Annotated in this window: 21 protein-coding genes, 2 tRNA genes and 2 pseudogenes; 7 read left to right on the top strand and 18 right to left on the bottom strand. The window is 67.3% G+C overall.

Annotated features, from left to right (window positions below):
* Positions 1-283: 283 nt before the first annotated feature.
* The 9 genes and pseudogenes from TFC3_RS00290 to TFC3_RS00250 all read right to left on the bottom strand — a co-directional run bounded on the left by TFC3_RS00290 (position 284) and on the right by TFC3_RS00250 (position 10,940).
* Positions 284-2,704 carry a helix-turn-helix domain-containing protein gene (locus TFC3_RS00290; protein ID WP_067493955.1) on the bottom strand — a complete coding sequence of 807 codons (2,421 nt, stop codon included), beginning with the start codon at positions 2,702-2,704 and terminating at the stop codon, positions 284-286.
* Between the two features lie 116 nt (positions 2,705-2,820).
* Positions 2,821-3,978 carry an acyl-CoA dehydrogenase family protein gene (locus tag TFC3_RS00285; RefSeq protein WP_067493951.1) on the bottom strand — a complete coding sequence of 386 codons (1,158 nt, stop codon included), beginning with the start codon at positions 3,976-3,978 and terminating at the stop codon, positions 2,821-2,823.
* 23 nt (positions 3,979-4,001) lie between these two features.
* Complete coding sequence (locus TFC3_RS00280) at positions 4,002-5,534, bottom strand: acyl-CoA carboxylase subunit beta (protein WP_067493948.1); 1,533 nt, start codon at positions 5,532-5,534, stop codon at positions 4,002-4,004.
* Between the two features lie 344 nt (positions 5,535-5,878).
* On the bottom strand, positions 5,879-6,757 hold the full coding sequence (locus TFC3_RS00275; protein WP_067505617.1) for a hydroxymethylglutaryl-CoA lyase: 879 nt from the start codon (positions 6,755-6,757) through the stop codon (positions 5,879-5,881).
* A 4-nt stretch (positions 6,758-6,761) separates the two neighbouring features.
* Entirely contained in the window at positions 6,762-8,096 is a 1,335-nt protein-coding gene (locus TFC3_RS00270; protein ID WP_067505612.1) for an acetyl/propionyl/methylcrotonyl-CoA carboxylase subunit alpha, read from the bottom strand.
* Positions 8,097-8,110: 14 nt separating this feature from the next.
* Entirely contained in the window at positions 8,111-8,713 is a 603-nt protein-coding gene (locus TFC3_RS00265) for a TetR/AcrR family transcriptional regulator (protein WP_067493945.1), read from the bottom strand.
* Between the two features lie 28 nt (positions 8,714-8,741).
* Complete coding sequence (locus TFC3_RS00260) at positions 8,742-9,263, bottom strand: VanZ family protein (protein WP_067493943.1); 522 nt, start codon at positions 9,261-9,263, stop codon at positions 8,742-8,744.
* Positions 9,263-10,161: pseudogene (locus TFC3_RS00255) on the bottom strand (sulfurtransferase). The gene TFC3_RS00260 and the pseudogene TFC3_RS00255 overlap by 1 nt, the downstream one beginning before the upstream one ends.
* A gap of 5 nt (positions 10,162-10,166) precedes the next feature.
* Positions 10,167-10,940, bottom strand: a complete 774-nt coding sequence (locus TFC3_RS00250; RefSeq protein WP_067493940.1) for an SGNH/GDSL hydrolase family protein — start codon at positions 10,938-10,940, stop codon at positions 10,167-10,169.
* A gap of 180 nt (positions 10,941-11,120) precedes the next feature.
* On the opposite strand from TFC3_RS00250, the gene TFC3_RS00245 reads away from it, so the two are divergent.
* Genes TFC3_RS00245 through TFC3_RS00235 form a run of 3 tightly spaced genes read left to right on the top strand, consistent with a single transcriptional unit; the run spans position 11,121 to position 12,535 of the window.
* Positions 11,121-11,516: a CBS domain-containing protein gene (locus TFC3_RS00245; RefSeq protein WP_067493937.1), complete on the top strand. Its 396-nt coding sequence runs from the start codon at positions 11,121-11,123 to the stop codon at positions 11,514-11,516.
* 9 nt (positions 11,517-11,525) lie between these two features.
* Entirely contained in the window at positions 11,526-11,954 is a 429-nt protein-coding gene (locus tag TFC3_RS00240; protein WP_067493934.1) for a SufE family protein, read from the top strand.
* The gene (locus tag TFC3_RS00235; protein WP_067493931.1) at positions 11,951-12,535 is read left to right on the top strand and encodes a DsbA family protein; all 585 of its coding nucleotides are present in this window, start codon (positions 11,951-11,953) and stop codon (positions 12,533-12,535) included. Before TFC3_RS00240 ends, TFC3_RS00235 begins: the two co-directional genes overlap by 4 nt.
* Here TFC3_RS00235 and TFC3_RS00230 read toward each other — a convergent pair.
* The 5 genes and pseudogenes from TFC3_RS00230 to TFC3_RS40285 form a co-directional block, all read right to left on the bottom strand.
* On the bottom strand, positions 12,491-13,054 hold the full coding sequence (locus TFC3_RS00230; protein ID WP_201787105.1) for a GNAT family N-acetyltransferase: 564 nt from the start codon (positions 13,052-13,054) through the stop codon (positions 12,491-12,493). The genes TFC3_RS00235 and TFC3_RS00230 overlap by 45 nt on opposite strands.
* 56 nt (positions 13,055-13,110) lie before the next feature.
* Positions 13,111-13,659 carry a YbaK/EbsC family protein gene (locus TFC3_RS00225; RefSeq protein ID WP_067505608.1) on the bottom strand — a complete coding sequence of 183 codons (549 nt, stop codon included), beginning with the start codon at positions 13,657-13,659 and terminating at the stop codon, positions 13,111-13,113.
* 489 nt (positions 13,660-14,148) lie between these two features.
* On the bottom strand, positions 14,149-14,547 hold the full coding sequence (locus tag TFC3_RS35170) for an NUDIX domain-containing protein (RefSeq protein ID WP_082771781.1): 399 nt from the start codon (positions 14,545-14,547) through the stop codon (positions 14,149-14,151).
* 118 nt (positions 14,548-14,665) lie between these two features.
* The gene (locus TFC3_RS00215; RefSeq protein ID WP_236717907.1) at positions 14,666-15,037 is read right to left on the bottom strand and encodes a hypothetical protein; all 372 of its coding nucleotides are present in this window, start codon (positions 15,035-15,037) and stop codon (positions 14,666-14,668) included.
* An 18-nt stretch (positions 15,038-15,055) separates the two neighbouring features.
* A pseudogene (locus TFC3_RS40285) lies at positions 15,056-15,202 on the bottom strand (helix-turn-helix domain-containing protein); the annotation flags it as partial.
* 97 nt (positions 15,203-15,299) lie between these two features.
* On the opposite strand from TFC3_RS40285, the gene TFC3_RS00210 reads away from it, so the two are divergent.
* The 3 genes from TFC3_RS00210 to TFC3_RS35165 all read left to right on the top strand — a co-directional run bounded on the left by TFC3_RS00210 (position 15,300) and on the right by TFC3_RS35165 (position 17,898).
* The gene (locus TFC3_RS00210; RefSeq protein ID WP_067505606.1) at positions 15,300-15,989 is read left to right on the top strand and encodes a class I SAM-dependent methyltransferase; all 690 of its coding nucleotides are present in this window, start codon (positions 15,300-15,302) and stop codon (positions 15,987-15,989) included.
* Positions 15,990-16,664: 675 nt separating this feature from the next.
* Entirely contained in the window at positions 16,665-17,177 is a 513-nt protein-coding gene (locus tag TFC3_RS00205; RefSeq protein WP_067493919.1) for a YcxB family protein, read from the top strand.
* 241 nt (positions 17,178-17,418) lie between these two features.
* Entirely contained in the window at positions 17,419-17,898 is a 480-nt protein-coding gene (locus tag TFC3_RS35165; RefSeq protein ID WP_236717906.1) for a tyrosine-type recombinase/integrase, read from the top strand.
* A 65-nt stretch (positions 17,899-17,963) separates the two neighbouring features.
* On the opposite strand, the gene TFC3_RS00200 is transcribed toward TFC3_RS35165, so the two are convergent.
* The 4 genes from TFC3_RS00200 to TFC3_RS00190 form a co-directional block, all read right to left on the bottom strand.
* Positions 17,964-18,036: transfer RNA gene (locus TFC3_RS00200), tRNA-Ala, on the bottom strand.
* An 8-nt stretch (positions 18,037-18,044) separates the two neighbouring features.
* On the bottom strand, positions 18,045-18,173 hold the full coding sequence (locus tag TFC3_RS38935; protein ID WP_236717905.1) for a DLW-39 family protein: 129 nt from the start codon (positions 18,171-18,173) through the stop codon (positions 18,045-18,047).
* 35 nt (positions 18,174-18,208) lie between these two features.
* Positions 18,209-18,285, bottom strand: a tRNA-Ile gene (locus TFC3_RS00195).
* A 170-nt stretch (positions 18,286-18,455) separates the two neighbouring features.
* On the bottom strand, positions 18,456-18,926 hold the full coding sequence (locus tag TFC3_RS00190) for a MarR family winged helix-turn-helix transcriptional regulator (protein WP_067505603.1): 471 nt from the start codon (positions 18,924-18,926) through the stop codon (positions 18,456-18,458).
* 65 nt (positions 18,927-18,991) lie between these two features.
* On the opposite strand from TFC3_RS00190, the gene TFC3_RS00185 reads away from it, so the two are divergent.
* Positions 18,992-19,624, top strand: coding sequence for an MBL fold metallo-hydrolase (locus TFC3_RS00185; protein ID WP_067493916.1), 633 nt, complete (start codon positions 18,992-18,994; stop codon positions 19,622-19,624).
* The last annotated feature ends 35 nt before the right edge of the window (positions 19,625-19,659 follow it).

The following is a 19,659-nucleotide window of genomic DNA, read 5'->3' as shown; positions in this document are numbered from 1 at the left end:
ATGACACGGGTAGGTGAAAGACCGGCAGAACTACCGGCAGAACCGCCACGCGCCTAGGTCGAAAACCGCCTATCTACGCATTTCCGCAGCTCCCGCCGGATAGGGTGATCTCCGCAGGGGGACGCGACGCGGCCGAGGCCGGGGCGGGGCAAACGGGGGAGCCTTCGTTCTCGCCGCGTGAACTGGGGCGTTGTGACGGCCGGCGTTGTGGGGGGCACGATAGACGCCGGTCGTCCACGCCACCGGACCCCGCGCCTCCGGCCTCGGTCGAGAAAGCGCGTTCTCACTCCCCTATCTGCGCCCGCTCCCGCGCCAGCAGCGAAATACCCCCAACCCGGCATATCTCCCGCAACCTCTCCAGCGCAGCCGCCCGCTTCTTCGCATGCGGTGTACTGCGCACCAACCCGATCAGCGCCTCCACCACATCCCGCGGGTCATAAGCCCCGTCAAAAGCCTCAGCCGCGACAGCGAAGTTCTCCGCCGCCCGGTTCGGCTCACCCAGGCTGAGCGCCACCGCCCCGGCCACGATCGCCGCCGGTCCGTCGATGGCCGGTCCGCGGCGTAGCTCCTCCAGAACCTTGGCCGCCTCCTCGTGCTGGCCCGCGTATGCCAGCGCCTGCCCGACCGTGGCCAGGACCTTGCGCCGGTGGCCGGGATCGCCTACGTCTTCGAGTTCGGCGATGGCGTTGCGGCCCAGGCGAGCTGCTTCCTCGAGGTTGCCGTCGAGTCGTTCCACCTCGGCCAGGTTGGCTGCTGCGACGGCGCGGAGGCGGTGTTCGCCGCATCGGCTGGCCAGGCGGTCGACTTCGGCCAGCCGGGCGCGGGCTGCGGGCAGATCGCCTCGGCGCAGTTCGTGCCAGGTCAGGTTGTTCTCGGCTACAGCCATGTCGCGGATGCGATTGTCGGCGCGGGCGAGGTGGAGGGCTGCTTCGCCGTGGGAGCGGGCGTGGTCGAAGGCTCGGGTGAGCATGTACAGCGCCGCGAGCTGGGTGTGGGCGGTCAGTTGGCCGCCGATGTCGTCGAGTTCGCGGAAGTCGGCAAGGGCGGCCTCGGCTGAGCCGATCTCTTCCGCACCGGAGCCGTGTTCGAGAGCCATCTGGGCCAGTCCGATCTTGGCCCAGGCTCGGATGCTGGGGTCGGCATCGGCCGTACGAGGGTCAGCCAGCAATCGCCGGAGCCACTGACGCCCGCTGACGTCGCGGCCGCGGAACCGCCACCAGCGGGGCAGGCTGGCGGCGATGCGCAGAGCGGTATGGGGATCTTCCTTGGCGGCCCAGCTCAAGGCGGCACCCAGGTCACCGGCCACGTCGTCCAGGCGGCTGGCGGCTTCGGCGAGGTGGGCGCCCTTGAGCTGCGGAGCAATACCGCGCGCGAGGTCGGCCAGCACCTCGGCGTGCCGGCAGCGAGCGGCGAGGAGGTCGCCTTGACTGGCGGCCTGTTCGAGCGCGAAGTCGCCCACCACGTCGAGCAGCCGGAAGCGGAACGCGCGGGCACCACGGGCGCTGAGCAGGCCCAGTTCGAGGAAGCGGTCGAGCAGGTGGACCACGTCGGTGGCCGGGTGGCTGTCGATGATCTGCTCGGCCAGGCCCAGCGACCAGCGATTACGGAACGTTGCCAGGCGGTGCAGAGCCTTCTGTTCCTCGGTGGAGAGCAGGCGGTAGCTGGCTGCCACGGCATCGCGGACGGAGACCACGCCGCCGTCTTCGGGGCGGCCGGACAGGTCGAGAACGCGGTCGCCGTACCGGTCAAGGATTTCTGCGACCGTCAGCACCCGCCCGCGGGCGGCCGCGAGTTCCAGGGCGATCGGCAGGCCGCCCAGACGGCGGACCAGCGCGGCCATGGGCTCCACCTCGTCCTGGTCAAGGGGTGCGCCGCGAACGCGGGTGAGGCGGTCGAGGAAGAGCGCGACCGCGGGGTATCTGGCGATGTCGGCCAGTGCGGGACCGGCCGACGGAGGCGGGGCGATCAGGGGTGCGACCGGCCATACGCGTTCGGCAGGCAGGCCGATGGGGTGTCTCCCGGTGGCCAGGATGCGCAGCGTGGGGTGCTTGGCGAGCAGGTCGACGAGCGTCTCGGCAATCGCTTCCGGGGCGCGCTCGACGGCGTCGATGAGCAGCAGCGCGGCGCGCCCGGCGAAGCGGGGTGACAGGTCGTCGGGGCGACCGGCGCCAAAGACCGCAGCCACACCGCCGAGCACTTCGCCGGTGGTGGAGCCGTCGGTGAGCACGATGCCAGCCACGCCACCGGGGTGCGCCTCGGTGACCCGGTGCGCCACGGTGAGCGCGAGGCTCGTCTTGCCAACCCCGGCCAGCCCGACCAGGGTGATGCCGCGTGGACCCTCGCTGACCGGTTGCGACAGCCGGGTGACCAGCTCGGTCACGTCGGCGTCGCGGCCGATGAGGTCGCTGGCCGGGGGCAAGCGCACGAAGCGGGCCGGGGGTGGTGTGCCGGAGGGCTGGCCGCGGGAGGCCGCCAGGAACGCGAGCCGGTCGGCACCGGTCAGCCCGAGGGCGGCGGCGAGCAGCTCCACCGTGGTGCGTTGCGGGCGGGACGCGCGGCCGCGTTCCAGGTCGCGCACCGTGCGTACGCCGACCACGGCGCGGGCGGCAAGCTCCTCTTGCGTCAGCTTCGCCCGCAGCCGGTAGCTGCGCAGCACGGCGTCGAATCCCGGACCTTCCTGGTCCGCCCCGTGATCGGACGTCATGGTGTGAACCTAGGCAGCCACGTCGATGAATGCCGACTTCACGAGCCGCTTTGTCGACTAACCGACGCAAGCGCCGCCGGTTTTGGCGTCAATCCTGCCGCGGAGTCCAAGATCGTCTACAGCCCGAGCTGACGGGCGATGATCATCCGCTGGACCTCGGAGGTGCCCTCACCGATCTCGAGGATCTTGGCGTCGCGGTAGAAGCGGCCGACCGCCGACTCGTTCATGAACCCATAGCCGCCGTGCACCTGGGTGGCGTACCGGGCGTTGTCGACCGCGGCCTCGCTGGCGTACAGCTTGGCCAGCGCGGCTTGGTGCTTGAAGTCATCGCCGGCGAGCATCCGGGCGGCCGCGTCGTAGTAGGACAAACGCGCGGTGTACGCCCGCATCTCCATATCCGCGATCATGAACTGGACCGCCTGGTAGCCGCCGATCGGGCTGCCGAAGGCCTGGCGCTGCTGCGCGTAGCTGATCGACTCGTCAACGCAGCCCTGCGCGAGCCCGGTGGACAGCGCGGCAATCGCGATCCGGCCCTCATCGAGGATGCGCAGGAACTGGGCGAAGCCGCGGCCCCGCTTGCCGAGCAAGTTGGCAGCCGGCACCCGGACGTCGTCGAAGGCCAGCTCGTGGGTGTCCGAGGCGCACCAGCCCACCTTCGAGTAGCCGGGCGCCACGGTGAAGCCCGGCGTCCCGGACGGCACGATGATCGTGGACAGCTCCTTGTGGCCGTCGGGCGTGGTGCCCGTCACCGCCATGACGGTGACCAGGCAGGTGATGTCGGTGCCGGAATTGGTGATGAACGCCTTGGAACCGTTGATGACCCATTCGTTCGCCGACTCGTCGAGAACGGCGCGGGTGGTGGTACCGCCGGCATCCGAACCTGCTCCGGGCTCGGTCAGCCCGAATGCGGCCAGGGCCTCGCCGCTGGTCAATTGCGGGAGCCAGCGTTCGCGTTGTTCGGCCGTACCGAAACGGTAGATCGGCATTGCTCCGAGCGAGACCGCCGCTTCCAGTGTGATGGCCACGCTGCTGTCTGTTCGGGCCAGTTCTTCCAGGGCCAGGCAGAGGGTGAAATAGTCACCGCCCATGCCGCCGTGCTCCTCGGGGAACGGCAGCCCGAACAGACCCATCTTGCCCATTTGGCGGATGAGGTCGTACGGAAATGTCTTGCGCTCGTAGTGTTCCGCGATCACCGGCGCTACCTGCTCAAGAGCGAACTCCCGAACGCTTTCACGCAGCGCCTCCTGCTCCTCACTGAGCCGGAAGTCGACCATGTCTGTCCCTTCGAGACGATGACCTAGACGGGGGTGACCCCGTGGCGGCGACGGGAGAATGTGCGGTCCTTGCCGCGGGCTGCGGCGAACCGCCGGACGAGCTCGCCGCGCAGGTCGCCGGGCTCGACAATGGTGTCGATGACCAGTTCGCTGGCGAGGTGCAGGATGTCGATGTCGCGTTCGTATTCCGCACGGCGCTGGGCGATGAAAGCGGCGCGTTCTTCCTCGGGCAGCGCCGCGATCTTGTTGGCGTAGACGGCATTCACGGCCGCCTCGGCCCCCATGACAGCGATCTTTGCGGTGGGCAGGGCGATGGTGGCGTCGGGGTCGAATCCGGGGCCGGCCATCGCGTACAGACCGGCGCCGTAGGCCTTGCGGACAACCACGCAGATCTTCGGCACCGTGGCCTCGGAAATCGCGCTGATCATCTTGGCGCCGTGGCGGATGATGCCCTGCTTCTCCACGGCGGATCCGACCATGAAACCCGGAACATCGGAAAGGAACAGCAGCGGTACGTTGAAAGCGTCGCACAACTGCACGAAACGGCTCGCCTTGTCGGCCGAGTCGACGAACAGCACCCCACCCTTGAACATCGAATTGTTGCCGATCACGCCGATGACCTGGCCCTCGAGCCGGGCGAAGCCGATCGTCAGCTCCTTGGCCCAGAGCGCCTGGATCTCGAAGAACGAGCCCTGATCGACAATTCCCTTGATGTAGCGGCGCATGTCGAAGGCCTGGCGCTCGCTTTCCGGCACAAGCCCGGCAAGGTCCACTGTGGCGGCGGCGGTGGACTCGGCTGCGGGTGGCTGCTCGGTGTAGTTCGCGGGCAGATACGACAGATATGACCGTACGACCTCAAGCGCTTCTTGCTCGGTCTTGCAGAGGAAATGACCGACGCCCGACTCGGCGCAGTGCACCCGCGCACCGCCCATCGCTTCCAGCGTCGTGCGTTCCCCGGTCACCATTTCGACCATGCGATCGGAGCCGAGATACATGCTCGCGTTGCCCTCGACCATGGCCACGACGTCGCAGAACGCCGGAATGTAGGCGCCCCCCGCAGCGGACGGCCCGAACAGCGCGCAGATCTGCGGAATCGAGCCGGAAGCGCGTACCTGGGTGTGGAAGATCTTTCCCGCTCCCCGGCGGCCGGGGAAAAGGTCGACTTGATCGGTGATCCGGGCGCCGGCGGAATCGACCAGATAGACCATGGGTACGCCGGTGGCATAGGCGCGCTCGATGATCCGGATGATTTTCTCGACCGTGCGGGCACCCCAGGAACCGGCCTTCACCGTCGAATCGTTTGCCATCAGGCAGACCTGGCGCCCGTCAATGCGCGCGGTTCCGGTGATCACGCCGTCGGCCGGCAAACCCTCGGCCAGGCTGTTCGCGAAGAGGCCGTCCTCGACGAACGACCCCGCGTCGACCAGCAAAGCGACGCGCTCGCGGGCGAACAGCTTGCCCTTGGCGGCGTTGGCAGCGTGATACTTCTCCGCGCCGCCGGCCACCGCCCGCTTGCGGGCCTGCGCCAGCGCCTCCGCGTCGAAAACGTCCGCCACGTCGTATCCTCCCGAACCGTCGCACCTGAACGATCGTTAGGTTAGCGCAATTGCACGGGGCCCGGTAGCGGCTGCGGACATGGGAACGGGGGCCTCGCGACTGCGGAGGCCCCCGTCCGATAGATGCCGGCGCTGTGGAGGAGCACCGGTTATCTCTTCACTACCCGATGCCTTGCGGCACCGTTTCGGATCACGCCCGGGACCGGCGTAATCCGCGTCTCGCGCCGCTCGCCGGATGGCGAGGTGGCATGGGCGCAGGCCGTCCCGGTGGACGCGGGCGGCCGAAGCTTTCGTTCGCTAGTGCTAACGAGGCGAGGTGGCCGCCGGTCACGCGTCCAAGAAAGTCACACCAAGCGGGTTCGAGGACCGGCCCTCAGCACGCCCGAGGGCAACGTGCGGCCGAGCATCTTTTCTGCCATCTCCGCGACACCGATGAGCGCTTCGAGGTCGATTCCGGTGGCGATGCCCAGGTCCTCGAGCATGTGCACGAGTTCCTCGGTGGCGATGTTGCCCGAAGCGCCAGGGGCATAGGGGCAGCCGCCAATTCCGCCGGCGCTGGCATCGAACTCGCGCACGCCGAACTCCAGCGCGGTGAGGACGTTTGCCAATCCGGTGCCGCGGGTGTTGTGGAAATGCAGGAGCTCCGGACGTACCTGGGAAAGCAAGTCCTTGACCCGGCGAGGAGTCGCCATGCCGGTGGTATCCCCGAAAGCCGTGCGATCCGCTCCATCGGAGCGAACCCTTTCCACCATCGACGCCACGCGCGCGGGATCGATGTCGCCCTCGAAGGGACAGCCGAAGCTGGTGGCGATGATGACCTCAAGCGTGGCCCCGGCCTCGTGCACCAGCGGAATGAGCGCGGCGATGTCGTCAAGCGATTCGTCGGTCGAGCGGTTGAGGTTGCGCCGGTTGTGCGTGTCGCTGGCCGAAACGACGACCTCGATCTCGCGGAATCCGGCGGCCAGGGCTCGCTGCGCCCCACGGGTGTTGGGAATGAGCGCGGAATAGCGCACGTCCGGGTTGTGCCAGGCGCGGGTCCATACCTCGTCGGCGTCGGCCATCTGCGGAATGGCCTTGGGATGCACGAACGAAACCGCTTCGATCCGTCGTACGCCGGTGCGCGACAAGGCGTCGATGAGCCGCACCTTGTCGTCGGCGGGAATCGGTTTTTCGTTCTGCAGACCGTCGCGGGGCGCGACCTCGCGAATCGAGACGGCGTCCATCACATCACCTCATCCGGGCCACGATGCCCGTGTCGTAGGCGCCGGACAGGAATTCGTCGTTGTCCAGCAGCTCGGCGAAGAACGGCACATTGTTCTTGGGGCCGGCGATCTCGAACCCGGCGACCGCCGAGCGGGCCTTGGCAATGGCGTCGTCGCGGTCGGTGCCGTAGACGATCAGCTTGGCCAGCAGTGAGTCGTAGAACGGCGTGACCGTGGTGCCCGGGCCGTATCCGGAATCGACGCGCACGCCCTCGCCGGTGGGCTCGACCCAGGTGGTGACCTTTCCGGGACCGGGCAGGAAGCGCTTCGGGTCCTCGGCGTTGATCCGCAATTCAATCGCGTGCCCGCTGGTCGGCCGGGTGACGTCGAAATTGGGTTCCAGGCCGGAGGCGATGCGCAGTTGCTGCTCGACCAGATCGGTGCCGTGAATCAACTCGGTGATCGGGTGCTCGACCTGCAGGCGGGTATTCATCTCCAGGAAGAAGAACTCGCCGGTCGCCGGGTCGAGCAGGCATTCCACGGTGCCTGCATTGCGATAGCCCACGGCTTCGCCCGCTTTCACCGCGGCGGCCAGGAATCGTTCACGTAGCTCGGGACCGACGGCGGGGCTGGGCGCTTCCTCGACGAGCTTCTGGTTGCGGCGCTGCACCGAACATTCCCGTTCGCTCAACGCGATGACCCGGCCGTCGGCCAGCCCGAGAATCTGCACCTCGACGTGGCGCACGCGGGGGAAGTAACGCTCGATCAGCACCGAGCCGTCGCCGAACATCCGCTCGGCAAAGGCCCGGACTTTGTCGTATTCGCCGCGTAATCCGGTTTCACCGGCGGCGACCGCCATGCCCATGCCACCACCGCCGGCCGCGGCTTTCACCATGACCGGGTAGCCGATGGAAGCGGCCGCCTCGATGGCGGCCTCGACGGATTCGGCGGGATCCTCGCTGCCGGGCGCCACCGGCACGCCCGCCGACGCCATCAGATTACGAGCATTGATCTTGTCGCCCATCGCGCTTATCGCATCGGCGCCGGGCCCCACCCAGATCAACCCCTTTGCGTCGACGGTACGAGCAAAGTCCGCATTCTCGCTCAGGAACCCATACCCCGGGTGAATCGCCTGGGCGCCTGTCGAGGTGGCCGCAGCCAGGATCGCGTCGGCGTTGCGGTAACTCTGGGCCGGATTGGCCGGCCCGATACACACCGCTTCGTCCGCCTCCACGACGAACGGCAGGCCCGCGTCCGCCTCGGAGTGCACGGCAATGGACCGGATTCCCAGTCGCTTCGCGGTGCGGATGATCCGGCGGGCGATCTCGCCCCGGTTGGCGATCAGCAGCGACTCGATCATCTTCATGACGCCTTTCAGCGGCCGATCAACGCGTGGACCGTGGCTTCCCGCAGCAGGGCGGCGCGGCGCTCCCGATCAACTTCACCGCCGAGGAACGGGGTGGAGTTCATCAGGCCGAACGCCGAGTGCGCGAGCACGCGCGCCTCACCGGAGTCCAGCTCGGGCCGCAGCGTGGCGAGCACCCCGACCCACTCCTCCACATAGAGACGCTGCAGGCGACGGATCTGCCGGCGCGGCTCCTCAGGCAGGCGGTCGAGTTCGTGCAGGTGCAACGCGATGACGGCCGGGTTGGCCAGCGCGAACTCGACGTGGAAGTCGATCAGGTCGGTCAGCGCGGCCTGGGCGTCGTCGCGGTGCCGGCCGACGCGCTCCTTGCCGCCGTGCAGCAGGCTCTCACTGACCGGGATGAGCGCGGCCACCAGCATTGCCTCTTTGCCGGCGAAGTGGTGATAGAGCGCCGGGCCGGTCACGCCGGCGGCGGAGCCGATGTCGTCCATCGACACCCCGTGATATCCGCGAGATGCGAACAACCCCACCGCGATCTCCAGGATTTCGTCCCGCCGGGAACGCCTCCGGGGGGCGGGTGCCCCGGGACGCTGCTGCTGATCTACCGTCACCCGGTCACTCTATCCCGCTGTCAAGGGGCTACCTTAACGTACGTTCAGTCATCTCGCGTTCCGGGATTCGGACCCACCAGCGCCGCGACAGCATCGCCGCAGCACCGGCCCCCAGCGTGTTGATCAGCACGTCGTCGACGCTCGAAACGCGTCCGATGGCCAGCACCCACTGCAGCACCTCGATGCCGGTCGAGGTCAGCAGCGCGAAGAGCAGCACGCGGGGCACCGAGGCAGCGGCGGCGAAGCGCATCGGCAGGAAGAATCCGAACGCGGCCAGCACCAGCAGGTTGCCGCCCATCTGGGCCACCCCGGTCCCCAGATCACCGGAGATCCAGGACGGCAGATCGTGCAGTGGCACCAGGTCGATCGACCGCGGTGCCGGCTGCGGGGTGAAGAGCATGACCGCCCACGGCAGCGACCCAGCGACGAGCCCCACCTCGGCGATGACCCGCCGGTTGGCCCGCCACCGGCACACGGCAACGGCCAGCACGGGCAGCAGCAGCGCAGCCAGGAGCACGGTCGTCCCGTGTTCCCGCCAGACGGCTTGCATCAGGGCAGCTTGCCCGGCTCCGAACCCTTGGCGATGGGTGCGCGGACCAGGTTGCCCCACTCGGTCCAGGAACCGTCATAGTTGCGCACGTGCGAGTAGCCGAGCAGGTGGTGCAGCACGAACCAGGTGTGGCTCGACCGCTCGCCGATGCGGCAGTACGCGATGATGTCGTCGCCGGTGTCCAGGCCCAGCTCATCGCGGTAGATCTTGGCAAGCTCGTCGGCCGGCTTGAACGTGCCGTCCTCGTTGGCCGCCGCCTTCCACGGCTTGCTCACCGCGCCCGGAATGTGCCCACCCCGCAACGCACCCTCCTGCGGGTACGCCTGCATGTGCGTCAACTCGCCGGTGTACTCCTGCGGCGAGCGCACGTCGACCAGCGGCCGGCCGTCGGAGATGTGGCTCATGACCTGGTCACGGAAGGCACGCAGGGCGCTGTCGTCGCGTACCGGCACCGGATAACCGGCCGGCGGGCGAGCGGTCTTGTCGCGGGTCAGCTCACGGTCCTCGGCGGCCCACTTCTGCCGGCCGCCATCGAGCAGGCGCACGTCGCGGTGACCGAACAAGCTGAAGACCCAGAGGGCGTACGCGGCCCACCAGTTGTTGTTGTCCCCGTAGAACACGATCGTGTCGTCGCGGCCGATGCCCTTGGCTGTGCACAGGGCCGCGAACTGCTGCGGGTCGAGGTAGTCGCGGGTGAGCTGGTCGTTGAGTTCCAGGTGCCAGTCGACCTTCACCGCACCCGGGATGTGGCCGGAGTCGTAGAGCAGCACGTCCTCGTCCGACTCGACGATGACCAGCCGGGGGTGTCGAGGTGGGCGGCGAGCCACTCGGTGGTGACCAGCTTCTCGGGATGCGCGTACGCCTGCAGGGACGGCGCCGGATCGTTGGCAACGGTCATGGCGTTCACGCTATCGCGTCGATCGGGGCGAGTTCGGGTCGCTTGGCGGTGACCTCGTCGCCGGAGGAGGCACCGGCCAGCCGGCGGCGGATCCAGGGCGCCAGGTGCTGACCGGCCCAGCGCAGATCGGCACTGCGAGCGAGCAGCCAGGGCGTGGGCGCGGGGGCCGGCGGCACCAGCAGCCAGTCCTCTTGCATGCCGACGCCGAGCGCACTGAGTACGTGACCAGCAACACGGCGATGCCCGGCCGGCGAGAGGTGCAGCCGGTCCTCGCTCCACATTGCCGGGTGGTGGAAGCCGCCGTCGCCGAACAGGTCGATGACGTAACACCCGTGCCGGGCCGCGAGTTCGGCGGCGCCGTCGTTGAGAACGGCGGCGCGCGGACCCATGATGCGGTTGCCCGGCAGGTGCGAGGTGACATCGGCGAAACGGAAGAGGATCACCTCGGCCCCGGCGTCGCGCAATCGGGCGATCGCGGGGTCGATCTTCCGGACCAGATTCTGGGGTACGACCTTGCGACGCAGGACGTCGTTCCCGCCGGCCGCAAAGCTGACCAGTCCGGGCTTCATCGCGAGAGCCCGGTCCAACTGCTCGTCGAGAACCTGGTCGAGCAGCTTGCCACGGACCGCTAGATTCGCGTATCCGAAGTCCGGTCCGGCGTCGACGGCCAGCCGCGCCGCCACCAGATCCGCCCAGCCCCGGTAGGTCCCGTCGGGATAGGCGTCGTTCATGCCCTCGGTAAAGCTGTCTCCTATTGCGACGAAGTTCGTCCAACCCATGGCCGCCCCCTTTAACGACTCCTCACTTCAAGGTTCAACCGCGAGTTTTCCACCGGTGAGCGCGGTACGGCAGGGTGACGCTGACGACACTGCGACGGTTGCGCTATGGCCGTACGGGTAAGGGATTTACGGGGTGTAATCGGTATGGCAGTTGGTGACGGTACGGGGAGGTACGCGACCATGACGAGAACTGCGGTGGCGGATGTGATGACCAAGCGGGTCGTCTACCTGTCCGGCGACACCCCGCTCGACGAGGCGGCCCAGGCGATGCGGGACCAGGGCATCGGCGACGTCGTGGTGACCAACGGCCCGACGATCGCCGGCATGGTCACCGACCGCGACATCGTCGTGCGGGCCATCGCCGAAGGGATGCCGCCGAAGAGCACCACGCTGGCGGCGATCGCGTCGTTCGAGGTCATCATGGTCGAGCAGTCGGCCACCCCGGAAGAAGCGGTGCAGGCCATGCGCGATCGCGGGGTACGGCGGCTGCTCGTCTGTGACGCCGACCGAAAGGTGGTGGGCATTCTCAGCCTCAGCGACCTGGCCTTGATGCCCACCTCGACGGCTTCGGCCTAAGGTTCTGCTGTGAGTGACATGCCCGCCAAACTGGCCGAGATCGTCGACGAGTTCGCCTCCGCCCCGCGCGAGGTGGTGCTCGAAATGCTGCTGGAGTTCGCCGACGAGATGCCGGCCCTGCCCGCCGAGCTGAAGGGGCACGAGGGCATGGAGCAGGTGCCGGAGTGCCAGACCCAGTTCTTCCTGCGCGCCGAGGTCCGCCCGGATGACACGGTGCAGACCTGGTTCGACTGCCCGCCCGAGGCGCCCACGACCAGGGCATTCGCCGGCATCCTGGCCGAGGGTCTGGACGGCGCCACATCCGGCGAGATCCTCGGCGTGCCCGACGATCTGTACAGCAGGATGGGCCTCGCCACCGCGATCAGCCCGCTGCGCATCCGAGGCGGTTCGGCCATCCTGGCCCGGCTCAAGCGGCAGATCCAGGATCAGGTGGCATGAACATCGAGGTGTGGTCCGACATCGGGTGCCCGTGGTGCTACCTCGGCAAGCACCGCCTCGAAGCGGTCCTTCCACCTGACGCGACGGTGACCTTCCGGGCGTACCAGTTGGCGCCCTTGCCCGCCACCGCGCCTCCCCCGCCGATGTTCGCCTACGCCACGGAGCTGGCCGCGGCCGACGGCTTGACGCTTGACTTCAACCGAGTGGTGCTGGCGGACACGTTCGACGCCCACCGCCTCGTGGCCTGGGCTGCGACTCAAGACCTTCAGCTGATGATGATCGACACCCTGCAACGGGCCCACTTCGCCGAGGGCGTCGACCTGGGTTCGCACGCCGAGTTGGCCCGGCTGGCGGGCACGATCGGACTGGACGAGCAGGCCGCGCTGGCTTACCTCGCCTCCCCCGCCGGCACAGACGCGGTCAACGCGGACTTGGCCGAGGCGCGGCAGTTGGGCATCACGAGCGTGCCGGCCTTTGTCATTGACCGTAAGTACATGGTGCAGGGCGCGCAGGAAAAGGCAGTGCTGCTGACGGCCCTAGAGGAGATCGCCCGGCGGGAATCCGTCGAAGCCCCTCGATGATGTTCCACGTGAAACGTCATCGACAGCCCTGATCATCGCCACTCGCTCGGCCGGGTCAAGGCCGTGCTCAGCTTCCATGCTCATCAGCTCCGTCAGCTCCGGACCGGCCTGGACGATCTCGCTGAACCCCAGGCGGGCGTAGTAGGGAGCATTCCACGGCACCTCCCGGAACGTGGTCAAGGTCAGCGCGGGCAGGTCACACGCCGCCGCCCAGACCTCCACGTGGTCGATCAGGGCGCTCCCGAACCTCTTCCCGGCGTACGCCGGATCGATGCTGACCTGCTCGATATGCGCCAGGCCATCGATCAGGCTGACGAACACAAAGCCGGCCACGGTACCGCCGGAGGTTTCGAGCACCCAGGCTTGACCGGCGTGGACATACCTGATGAGTTCGCTGGCCGGGGGTACGGGGTGGGCGGCGATGTCGGGCTTGCCGACTTGGTGGAAGAGGGCACCCGCACGGTCCTCGAGAGCCCGGACGGGTTCGAGGTCGGCGGGTTGCATCGCTCGGATTCGCACGCCCGCATTCGACCAGGGTGCGGGTACGGCGTCGAGCGATTTAGCATCTCGAAACCTCAGGCCTCTCGAGCCAGCCCTTCAATCACCTGAGCCCCCGGCAACGCGCCCAATGCCGGCCCGGCGATGGCGATCTTGCTGGCTCGCACCCCCGAGCCGATGATCACGTGCGGCATCGCCACCACTCGGGCGTCCACCAGCACCGGCCAGTCCTTGGGTAGCCCGATCGGGGTGATGCCGCCGTACTCCATGCCGCTCAGGCGTACCGCGTCGTCCATCGGGGCGAAGCTGGCCTTGCGGGCGTCGAGGTGCTTACGAACCAGGCCGTTGACGTCGGCTCGGGTGGTTGCCAGGACCACGCAGGCGGCGTACCGGGTAAGTTCTCCGCGCTTGCCCGCGACGATCACGCAGTTGGCCGATTCCTCGAGCCCCACGCCGTACGCCTGGCAGAACTCCGCGGTGTCCGCCAGCGAGCCGTCAATCGGCGCAACCATGATCTGGTCGCCGTCGATGGGGGCGTCGGCGGGCCACACCTCCAGCGCGGCAGCCACCGGCGGGGCCAGGAGGTCGAGCCGGGAGATCGCGGGTTCGAGCTTCAAGTTTCCGATCACGCCGTCATCCTTCCCTGAATCCCGGGCCGGAACCACCCGATGCTCAGCTCGACGGCAATCTTGCCGACTGTCACTGGATGTGAGGGAGAGACGCAGTGCACGGGTGGGGACCGTCAGTGGTCTCGCCCTGCTCGCCGGGGGCACCGCCGTCGCCGCGGTGGCCGGTGGGACGCATTCCGTCTTCGCCACGGTTCTGCTCGGCATGCTCGCGGTCGGCATGGGCCACGCGCTGCTCACTGAGATCCAACGCCAGGCGCGCCGGCGCGGGGTCGGCGGCTGGGCCTCGCAGGACACGGTCAACACAGTGTTGCTGGCGAGCTGGTCGGGAGGCGCGCTCACCGCAACGCTCATGGCCGTCGCTCCGGATTCGGTCCGGGCCGTCGGGCTCCTTCTCTCTCTGGCGTACGCCCTGAGCTGCGCCTATTTCGTCCTGGAGCGCTACCGCACCATCTCGGTAACGCCATCCCCGCTTGAACCCGCCCCCTCTCACTCCAGTGGCAGCGCGACGATCATCGGTGGGATCGGGACCACTCCACTCAACCCGGGCTCCACCTCCGGCAGGGGCACCCAGTCCAGCCCGACCGGCTCGGGTCCGCCCACGTGGGGGCCGAGCTCGGGTTCGCCGTCGGCCACCGTGCACACGAACACCGAGGTCATCCCCGAGGGGTACGGCAAGTCCTGGAGGTAACGGGCTTCCTTGACGACCAGCCCGACCTCTTCGAGCACTTCCCGGCGTACCGCATCCTCGGCAGTTTCTCCGGGGTCGATCCCCCCTCCGGGCAGCGTCCACCATTCCCGCAGGCCCGCCCGCCGGCTCCGCTCGTGCACCATCAACACCCGCCGGTCACGCACGATGATGGCAGCGGCTCGCTTCCGTCCACTCACGAGTGAAGGCTACTCAGGTCGACTCGACCAATGCGTAACGGAACGGGTACGCAGACGCGAAGACTTCACTCAAGCCGTTCTGACACGTTTGGCCACACGGAAGTCGCGCACAAATAGTTCACACCCCGCGCAGCACCGCCTCGAACGTCTCAGGCCGCATCGGCCGGGCATGATCGTGACGGCTCTGCGCGAACGCCTCCAGCACTGTCTGCCGCTCCCGCTCGGACAGAATGCCGGCGAACGGCGAGGTCACGCGCAGCTCCACGGCATACTCGGCAGACGAAGTCAGGGCCTCGAGAACACCCTCAACACCCTGTTCGAGCACGGCATCCCAGCGATCCAGCCACTCCCAGGCTCGCCCCTCAGGATGCATCCGCCGCAGCCGGCGCAAGTTGATCGCCGCCGCCGCCAGGACTGCCCGCGGATCGCGTACGAGCCGGCCCGCCACCGCTCGGTGCAGCCACAACGTCTGCAACTGCTCCCGAGTCATCGACGGCTGAACGAGCGCCTCAACATCACACCTCCGCATCCGCCGCTGACCGTTCATGCGGACGTACGGAAGCAGCCCTCGAAGACAAAGATCCACCACATGAGCCCGCGACGAGCGCAACAAAACCGCGGTCTCCCCCGTCGTCAACCAATTCCGATCACGCATCGCCACACGTGGATATTGGCCCGCCCAACCCCAGCAAGCAACAACCGAACGGTCAATGCCTCTTTCCACCCGGCCGCCTTCCCCTATCGTGCTTGCCATGCCTGCAGCGGACTGGATCGACGACACCCGCACGTCCTACGACACCGTGGCCCCCAGCTATGCCGCTCTTCTCCGCGATGCCCTGGCAACCGAGCCGTTCCAACGCGGCATCCTCGCCCTCTTCGCCGAATTGGTTCATGCCGCCATGGATGCGGGCAGTGCCCCAGTCCCCGGCTTGGTCGCCGACATGGGCTGCGGTCCCGGCCGCCTCACGAGGTACTTGGCAGACCTGGGCTTGGACGCCTTCGGTATCGACTTGTCCCCCGCCATGATTGATATCGCCCGCCGCGACCACCCCGGTCTGCGCTTCGAAGTCGGCTCGATGACAGCCCTCGACCTGCCCGAGCGCTCCGTGACTGGCCTGCTCGCCTGGTTCTCCCTCATCCACGTCCCAGACGCCGAGGTGCCCGCAGTCCTAGCTGACTTCCACCGCATTCTGCAGCCCGGCGGCATTGTGCTCATCGGCTTCCACGCCGGCTCAGGGAGCCATCTCAAAACCTCCGGGTACGGCGACCATCCCATGACGGTGTACGTCCACCGCCGCACCCTTACCCAAACGGCATCCTGGCTGGCCGAGGCCGGGTTCACCATCGACGCCGAGATGACCCACCACGCGGCTCCCGGCATTGAGGGCGGCTTCGTCTTCGCCCGCCGCCCTCATCCTGCTCAGGGGCAAACAACACGATAGCGAGGACGCCGAGGGTCAGGACGATGCCAATCGTCCAGAAACTTCAGAGCATGACGTCCGGACTGCGTTGTTCGCCCAACGTGCTCTTAGCCATCCCGTCCACCGTCGACCCACACATCGTGGTGCGGACATGCCCCAGGGCGCCAAGGTGGAGCGCCCTACTGGACGTACGACCTTGCGCCCTGGGGCATGTCTGCTCGGCTTCGCCTGGATCGATGGTGGACGTGACGCATACCAGATGCCTGAGCGCTCCCGCCGGAGGCTCAAGACGTTTCGATCGCCAAGGCTGGACTGGTCGGTGCGCCAGCCGATCGCAGCCAGCCGCTCCGCGCTCGCGTGGCGCGGCTAGATTCAGATAAGGCTGTTTCGGCAGTTCGTCAGAGCTAGAACTGAAGAGCCAGAGCCACCTACCGCGTCTTGGTCGATACGCCGTCCGCTCGGGCATCCCTCTTGTTTGTGCTTGCCTTGGCCTGATCTTGTTATCGTCGCCGGTAGACAGACCAGGCGATGACCTCGGCGGTTCGTCGGACCGGGTCGATGACCAGGGCGTCAAACAGTCGGCGTAGTTCTTTGACGGTGATCGCGATCAGTCCGTCCGTGCTCGCCGGTGACATCCTGATGCGTGTATTCGACCCCTCCCCATAGAACAATCATGATCGTCTTTATGATGCGCGCATGGAAGATGCGGAGGAGCTGACCTTTCAGGCCCGGATGGATTCGAAGCTGGTGAAGGCGTTGCTAAGGCGTTCCCTACTTCCGGTCGGTACAGGGGCTGCAGTTGCCGCGCTGGCTGTCGCTGTGCTGCTGTACGGGGCCGGCAATCCAGGTGGTTGGGCGCCATTCATCCTTTTTGGCGGCGCTTTCGCAATGCTGTTCACGCTGTTCGCAGTGCCGCAGCAGATCGTGACGCGGGACGCCCACAAGATCGGAGGGCTGGTCGCTTATCGGATCGACGCGGTGGGTGTGCACACCTTTCATGGCTTCTCGACAAACACGCTGCCCTGGTCGGCGATCAAGGCGGTGCGTCGGGCACGCGGCCAAATTCTGCTCTCGCACCACGGGCTCTCCGACAGCAAGCTCCGGATGTCCGGTATCCCGACCGCCGACTTGACCGCGACCGAACAGGCCCGGCTGTTGGCCGTCCTCCGTTCGCGCGGGACGGCGCTCACAAACGTGTCCACCCTTTGAGCTTCCTACCGGTGCTGCTATCAAGCCGCCACCAAAGCCAGCCAAGGTGCGGAGCGAAACTCAGGGAACGGATCTCCTGCTGTAGTGCTAGCTAGTCACTCAAATGCAGCCAAGCTACACAGGGCTGGGTGCCGGGCGCAGGGCTGAGGATCAGCGTAGCGCTCGGCTTCGAAGACGGGGTGCGCTGCTTAGATGCGGAGAATGAGGAATTGCACGTTGTCCAGCAACTGCGGTACTCGCCGTGCGACTACGGCGGCTTCTACCTCAGCGAGCCCAAGAGCGGGTCGTCTGGCACCGTCGACCTGGACCCCATGGTTGCGGACGCACTCCGGCAGCACGTGAAAGAGTTTCCGCTGGTCGAAATCGAAATGCCGGACATCACGGGTGGCCCTCTGGTGCGCCGTACCGTACCGCTGCTGTTCACCACGCCCACGGCAATCCGTTTACGGACCGGACGCGGTCGGCAGAGTGGATCAAATGGCGGCGCAAGGCCGGCTGGCCTGAGGATCACAGCGGCTTCCACGCGCTGCGGCACTTCTTCGCTACGACGCTATTTACGAACCCTTCGGACCCTAAGAAGGTCCAGCGAGCACTACGCCATGCAACGCTTCAGATCACCTTGGAGACCTACGTCCACTTCTGGCCGCGCCGCGAACGGCGTCGTGGAGTCGTCGGCAAGGTTCTTCGCCAGCCCGTTCGGGACCATGCCAAGTCTGGCTGATGTGGGTCCCGATGTGGTCCCAACGATCTTGGCCTTGCGTTCGCCCTGGTCAAAGGGCGGTTACGTGGAGCCCAGGGGACTTGAACCCCTAACCCCCGCCTTGCAAAGGCGGTGCTCTGCCAGTTGAGCTAGGGCCCCGGGATGACCTATCGCAGGTCGGGTGCGGTGGTGGCTTCGTGCCAGAGAGCACGCTCGTCGCTGGAGGCCTTGACCTTCTTGGCGACCAGGGCGGTGGCGCCGACTAGGCCAGCGACGATCAGAAGCTTCTTGAACATGGCCGGTCCCCTTGGCTGTGCGGTGGAGGACTGCGTGGTGGGGCTAGCTGGAATCGAACCAGCGACCTCAGAGTTATCAGCTCTGCGCTCTAACCGACTGAGCTATAGCCCCGCGACAGCGACAATGAAGATTACCGCACCCGGCTCACGCCGCCCAAATCGGGGGCGGACCCGCCCAGCAAGTCGCATCCACCTCCAGCACGGACGCCTGATAAGTCTGGTAAATCCCGCTACGGAAGAAGGCAGCCTCGCTCAGGAACAATGGCGTGGGGACGCGGAGGCTCAAGGGCCCGGGAGACCCGATGGACCCGAGGGACCAGAGGGACGCTTAGGACGCGACGAATCCGACAGCCGATCCAGAATCTCCGGCACAGCCAGCAGCATCCGCCGCTCATCCGCGCTCAGCCGAGTAGTGATTGCCTCAGCCACCCACTGCCGCCGCGCCCCCCGGTCGGCTTCCAGCGCTTCCACCCCCGCCGGCGTCAGCGCGATAAGGAAAGCGCGCCCATCGCTGGGACTCGCCGAACGGCTCACCAAACCGAGCGACACCAGCTCCCCCACCGTACGGCTCATGCTCTGATGCTTGACTGCTCGACCGGCCGCGAGCTGGGCAATCGTCTGCGCCCCCTCGCGGTCAAGCGCGCCGAGCGCGGCAGCGTGGGTCTGCGGCAGGGTGTCCGCCTGTGCCCGCGCCATACGCACGAAGCGGCCGATCGATTGCCGCAGACGTTCGGCGATGTCTTCGTCGGTCACTCGGCTACTATACAGCAGGGCTGTATAGTTTAGTTGTACAGCTCTGCTGCGCATCTGGAGGTTTCATGCATCTGACCAAGCATGCCCACGCCTGCGTGACGTTCACCGAGGGAGGCCGGATGCTGCTGGTGGATCCCGGTGCCTTCACGCCGAACGCAGCCGAGCTCATCGCGGCCGCCGACGCGATTCTGGTGACCCACGACCATTTCGATCACTTTGATGAGGCGGCGCTGGTGGCTGAGCTACGTCGCCGCCCTGAACTGGCCTTGTTCGCCCCGGCGGACATGGTGGCAAAGCTCGGCGGCCGCGGCTCGGCGGTTAGGGACGGCGACCGCATCGAACCGGCCGGCTTCAACGTCAGCGTTCATGGGGAGCGGCACGCTGTCATTCATCCCGACCTTCCGGTCTCCGCCAACGTCGGCTACCTCGTCGAGGGGCGTGTGTTCCATCCCGGCGACTCGTATGGCGCTCCGGGCGTACCGGTGGAGACTTTGCTCGTGCCGACCAGTGGCCCCTGGACCAAGTTCGGGGAGGCCGTCGACTTCGTCCGGGCGGTTGCGCCGGGCCGGACCGTTCAGATCCACGAGCTGATGCTGAGCGAGTTGGGGCAGAACTCCGCGGGCAGGTTCCTCGGCAAGGACGGGCTCACCGGGATCGCCCTGGAGAACCTGGCCTGGGGTGAGTCGACCGAGGTGTGACGGCCAGTTCTGTTTCGCAAGGCGCCGCCGCAGCC

This window comes from Actinoplanes sp. TFC3 (genome assembly GCF_001553785.1).
Taxonomy (GTDB): domain Bacteria; phylum Actinomycetota; class Actinomycetes; order Mycobacteriales; family Micromonosporaceae; genus Actinoplanes.
Note: the sequence above shows the minus strand (reverse complement) of the source record. Positions and strands in the feature narration are given on the sequence as shown.

Coding starts and splice junctions, on each gene's coding strand:
- TFC3_RS00290 (WP_067493955.1), bottom strand. CDS start 2,704: ATGACGTCCGATCACGGGGCGGACCAGGAAGGTCCGGGATTCGACGCC.
- TFC3_RS00285 (WP_067493951.1), bottom strand. CDS start 3,978: ATGGTCGACTTCCGGCTCAGTGAGGAGCAGGAGGCGCTGCGTGAAAGC.
- TFC3_RS00275 (WP_067505617.1), bottom strand. CDS start 6,757: ATGGACGCCGTCTCGATTCGCGAGGTCGCGCCCCGCGACGGTCTGCAG.
- TFC3_RS00270 (WP_067505612.1), bottom strand. CDS start 8,096: ATGATCGAGTCGCTGCTGATCGCCAACCGGGGCGAGATCGCCCGCCGG.
- TFC3_RS00260 (WP_067493943.1), bottom strand. CDS start 9,263: ATGCAAGCCGTCTGGCGGGAACACGGGACGACCGTGCTCCTGGCTGCG.
- TFC3_RS00250 (WP_067493940.1), bottom strand. CDS start 10,940: ATGGGTTGGACGAACTTCGTCGCAATAGGAGACAGCTTTACCGAGGGC.
- TFC3_RS00245 (WP_067493937.1), top strand. CDS start 11,121: ATGACGAGAACTGCGGTGGCGGATGTGATGACCAAGCGGGTCGTCTAC.
- TFC3_RS00235 (WP_067493931.1), top strand. CDS start 11,951: ATGAACATCGAGGTGTGGTCCGACATCGGGTGCCCGTGGTGCTACCTC.
- TFC3_RS00215 (WP_236717907.1), bottom strand. CDS start 15,037: ATGACTCGGGAGCAGTTGCAGACGTTGTGGCTGCACCGAGCGGTGGCG.
- TFC3_RS00210 (WP_067505606.1), top strand. CDS start 15,300: ATGCCTGCAGCGGACTGGATCGACGACACCCGCACGTCCTACGACACC.
- TFC3_RS00205 (WP_067493919.1), top strand. CDS start 16,665: ATGGAAGATGCGGAGGAGCTGACCTTTCAGGCCCGGATGGATTCGAAG.
- TFC3_RS38935 (WP_236717905.1), bottom strand. CDS start 18,173: ATGTTCAAGAAGCTTCTGATCGTCGCTGGCCTAGTCGGCGCCACCGCC.
- TFC3_RS00185 (WP_067493916.1), top strand. CDS start 18,992: ATGCATCTGACCAAGCATGCCCACGCCTGCGTGACGTTCACCGAGGGA.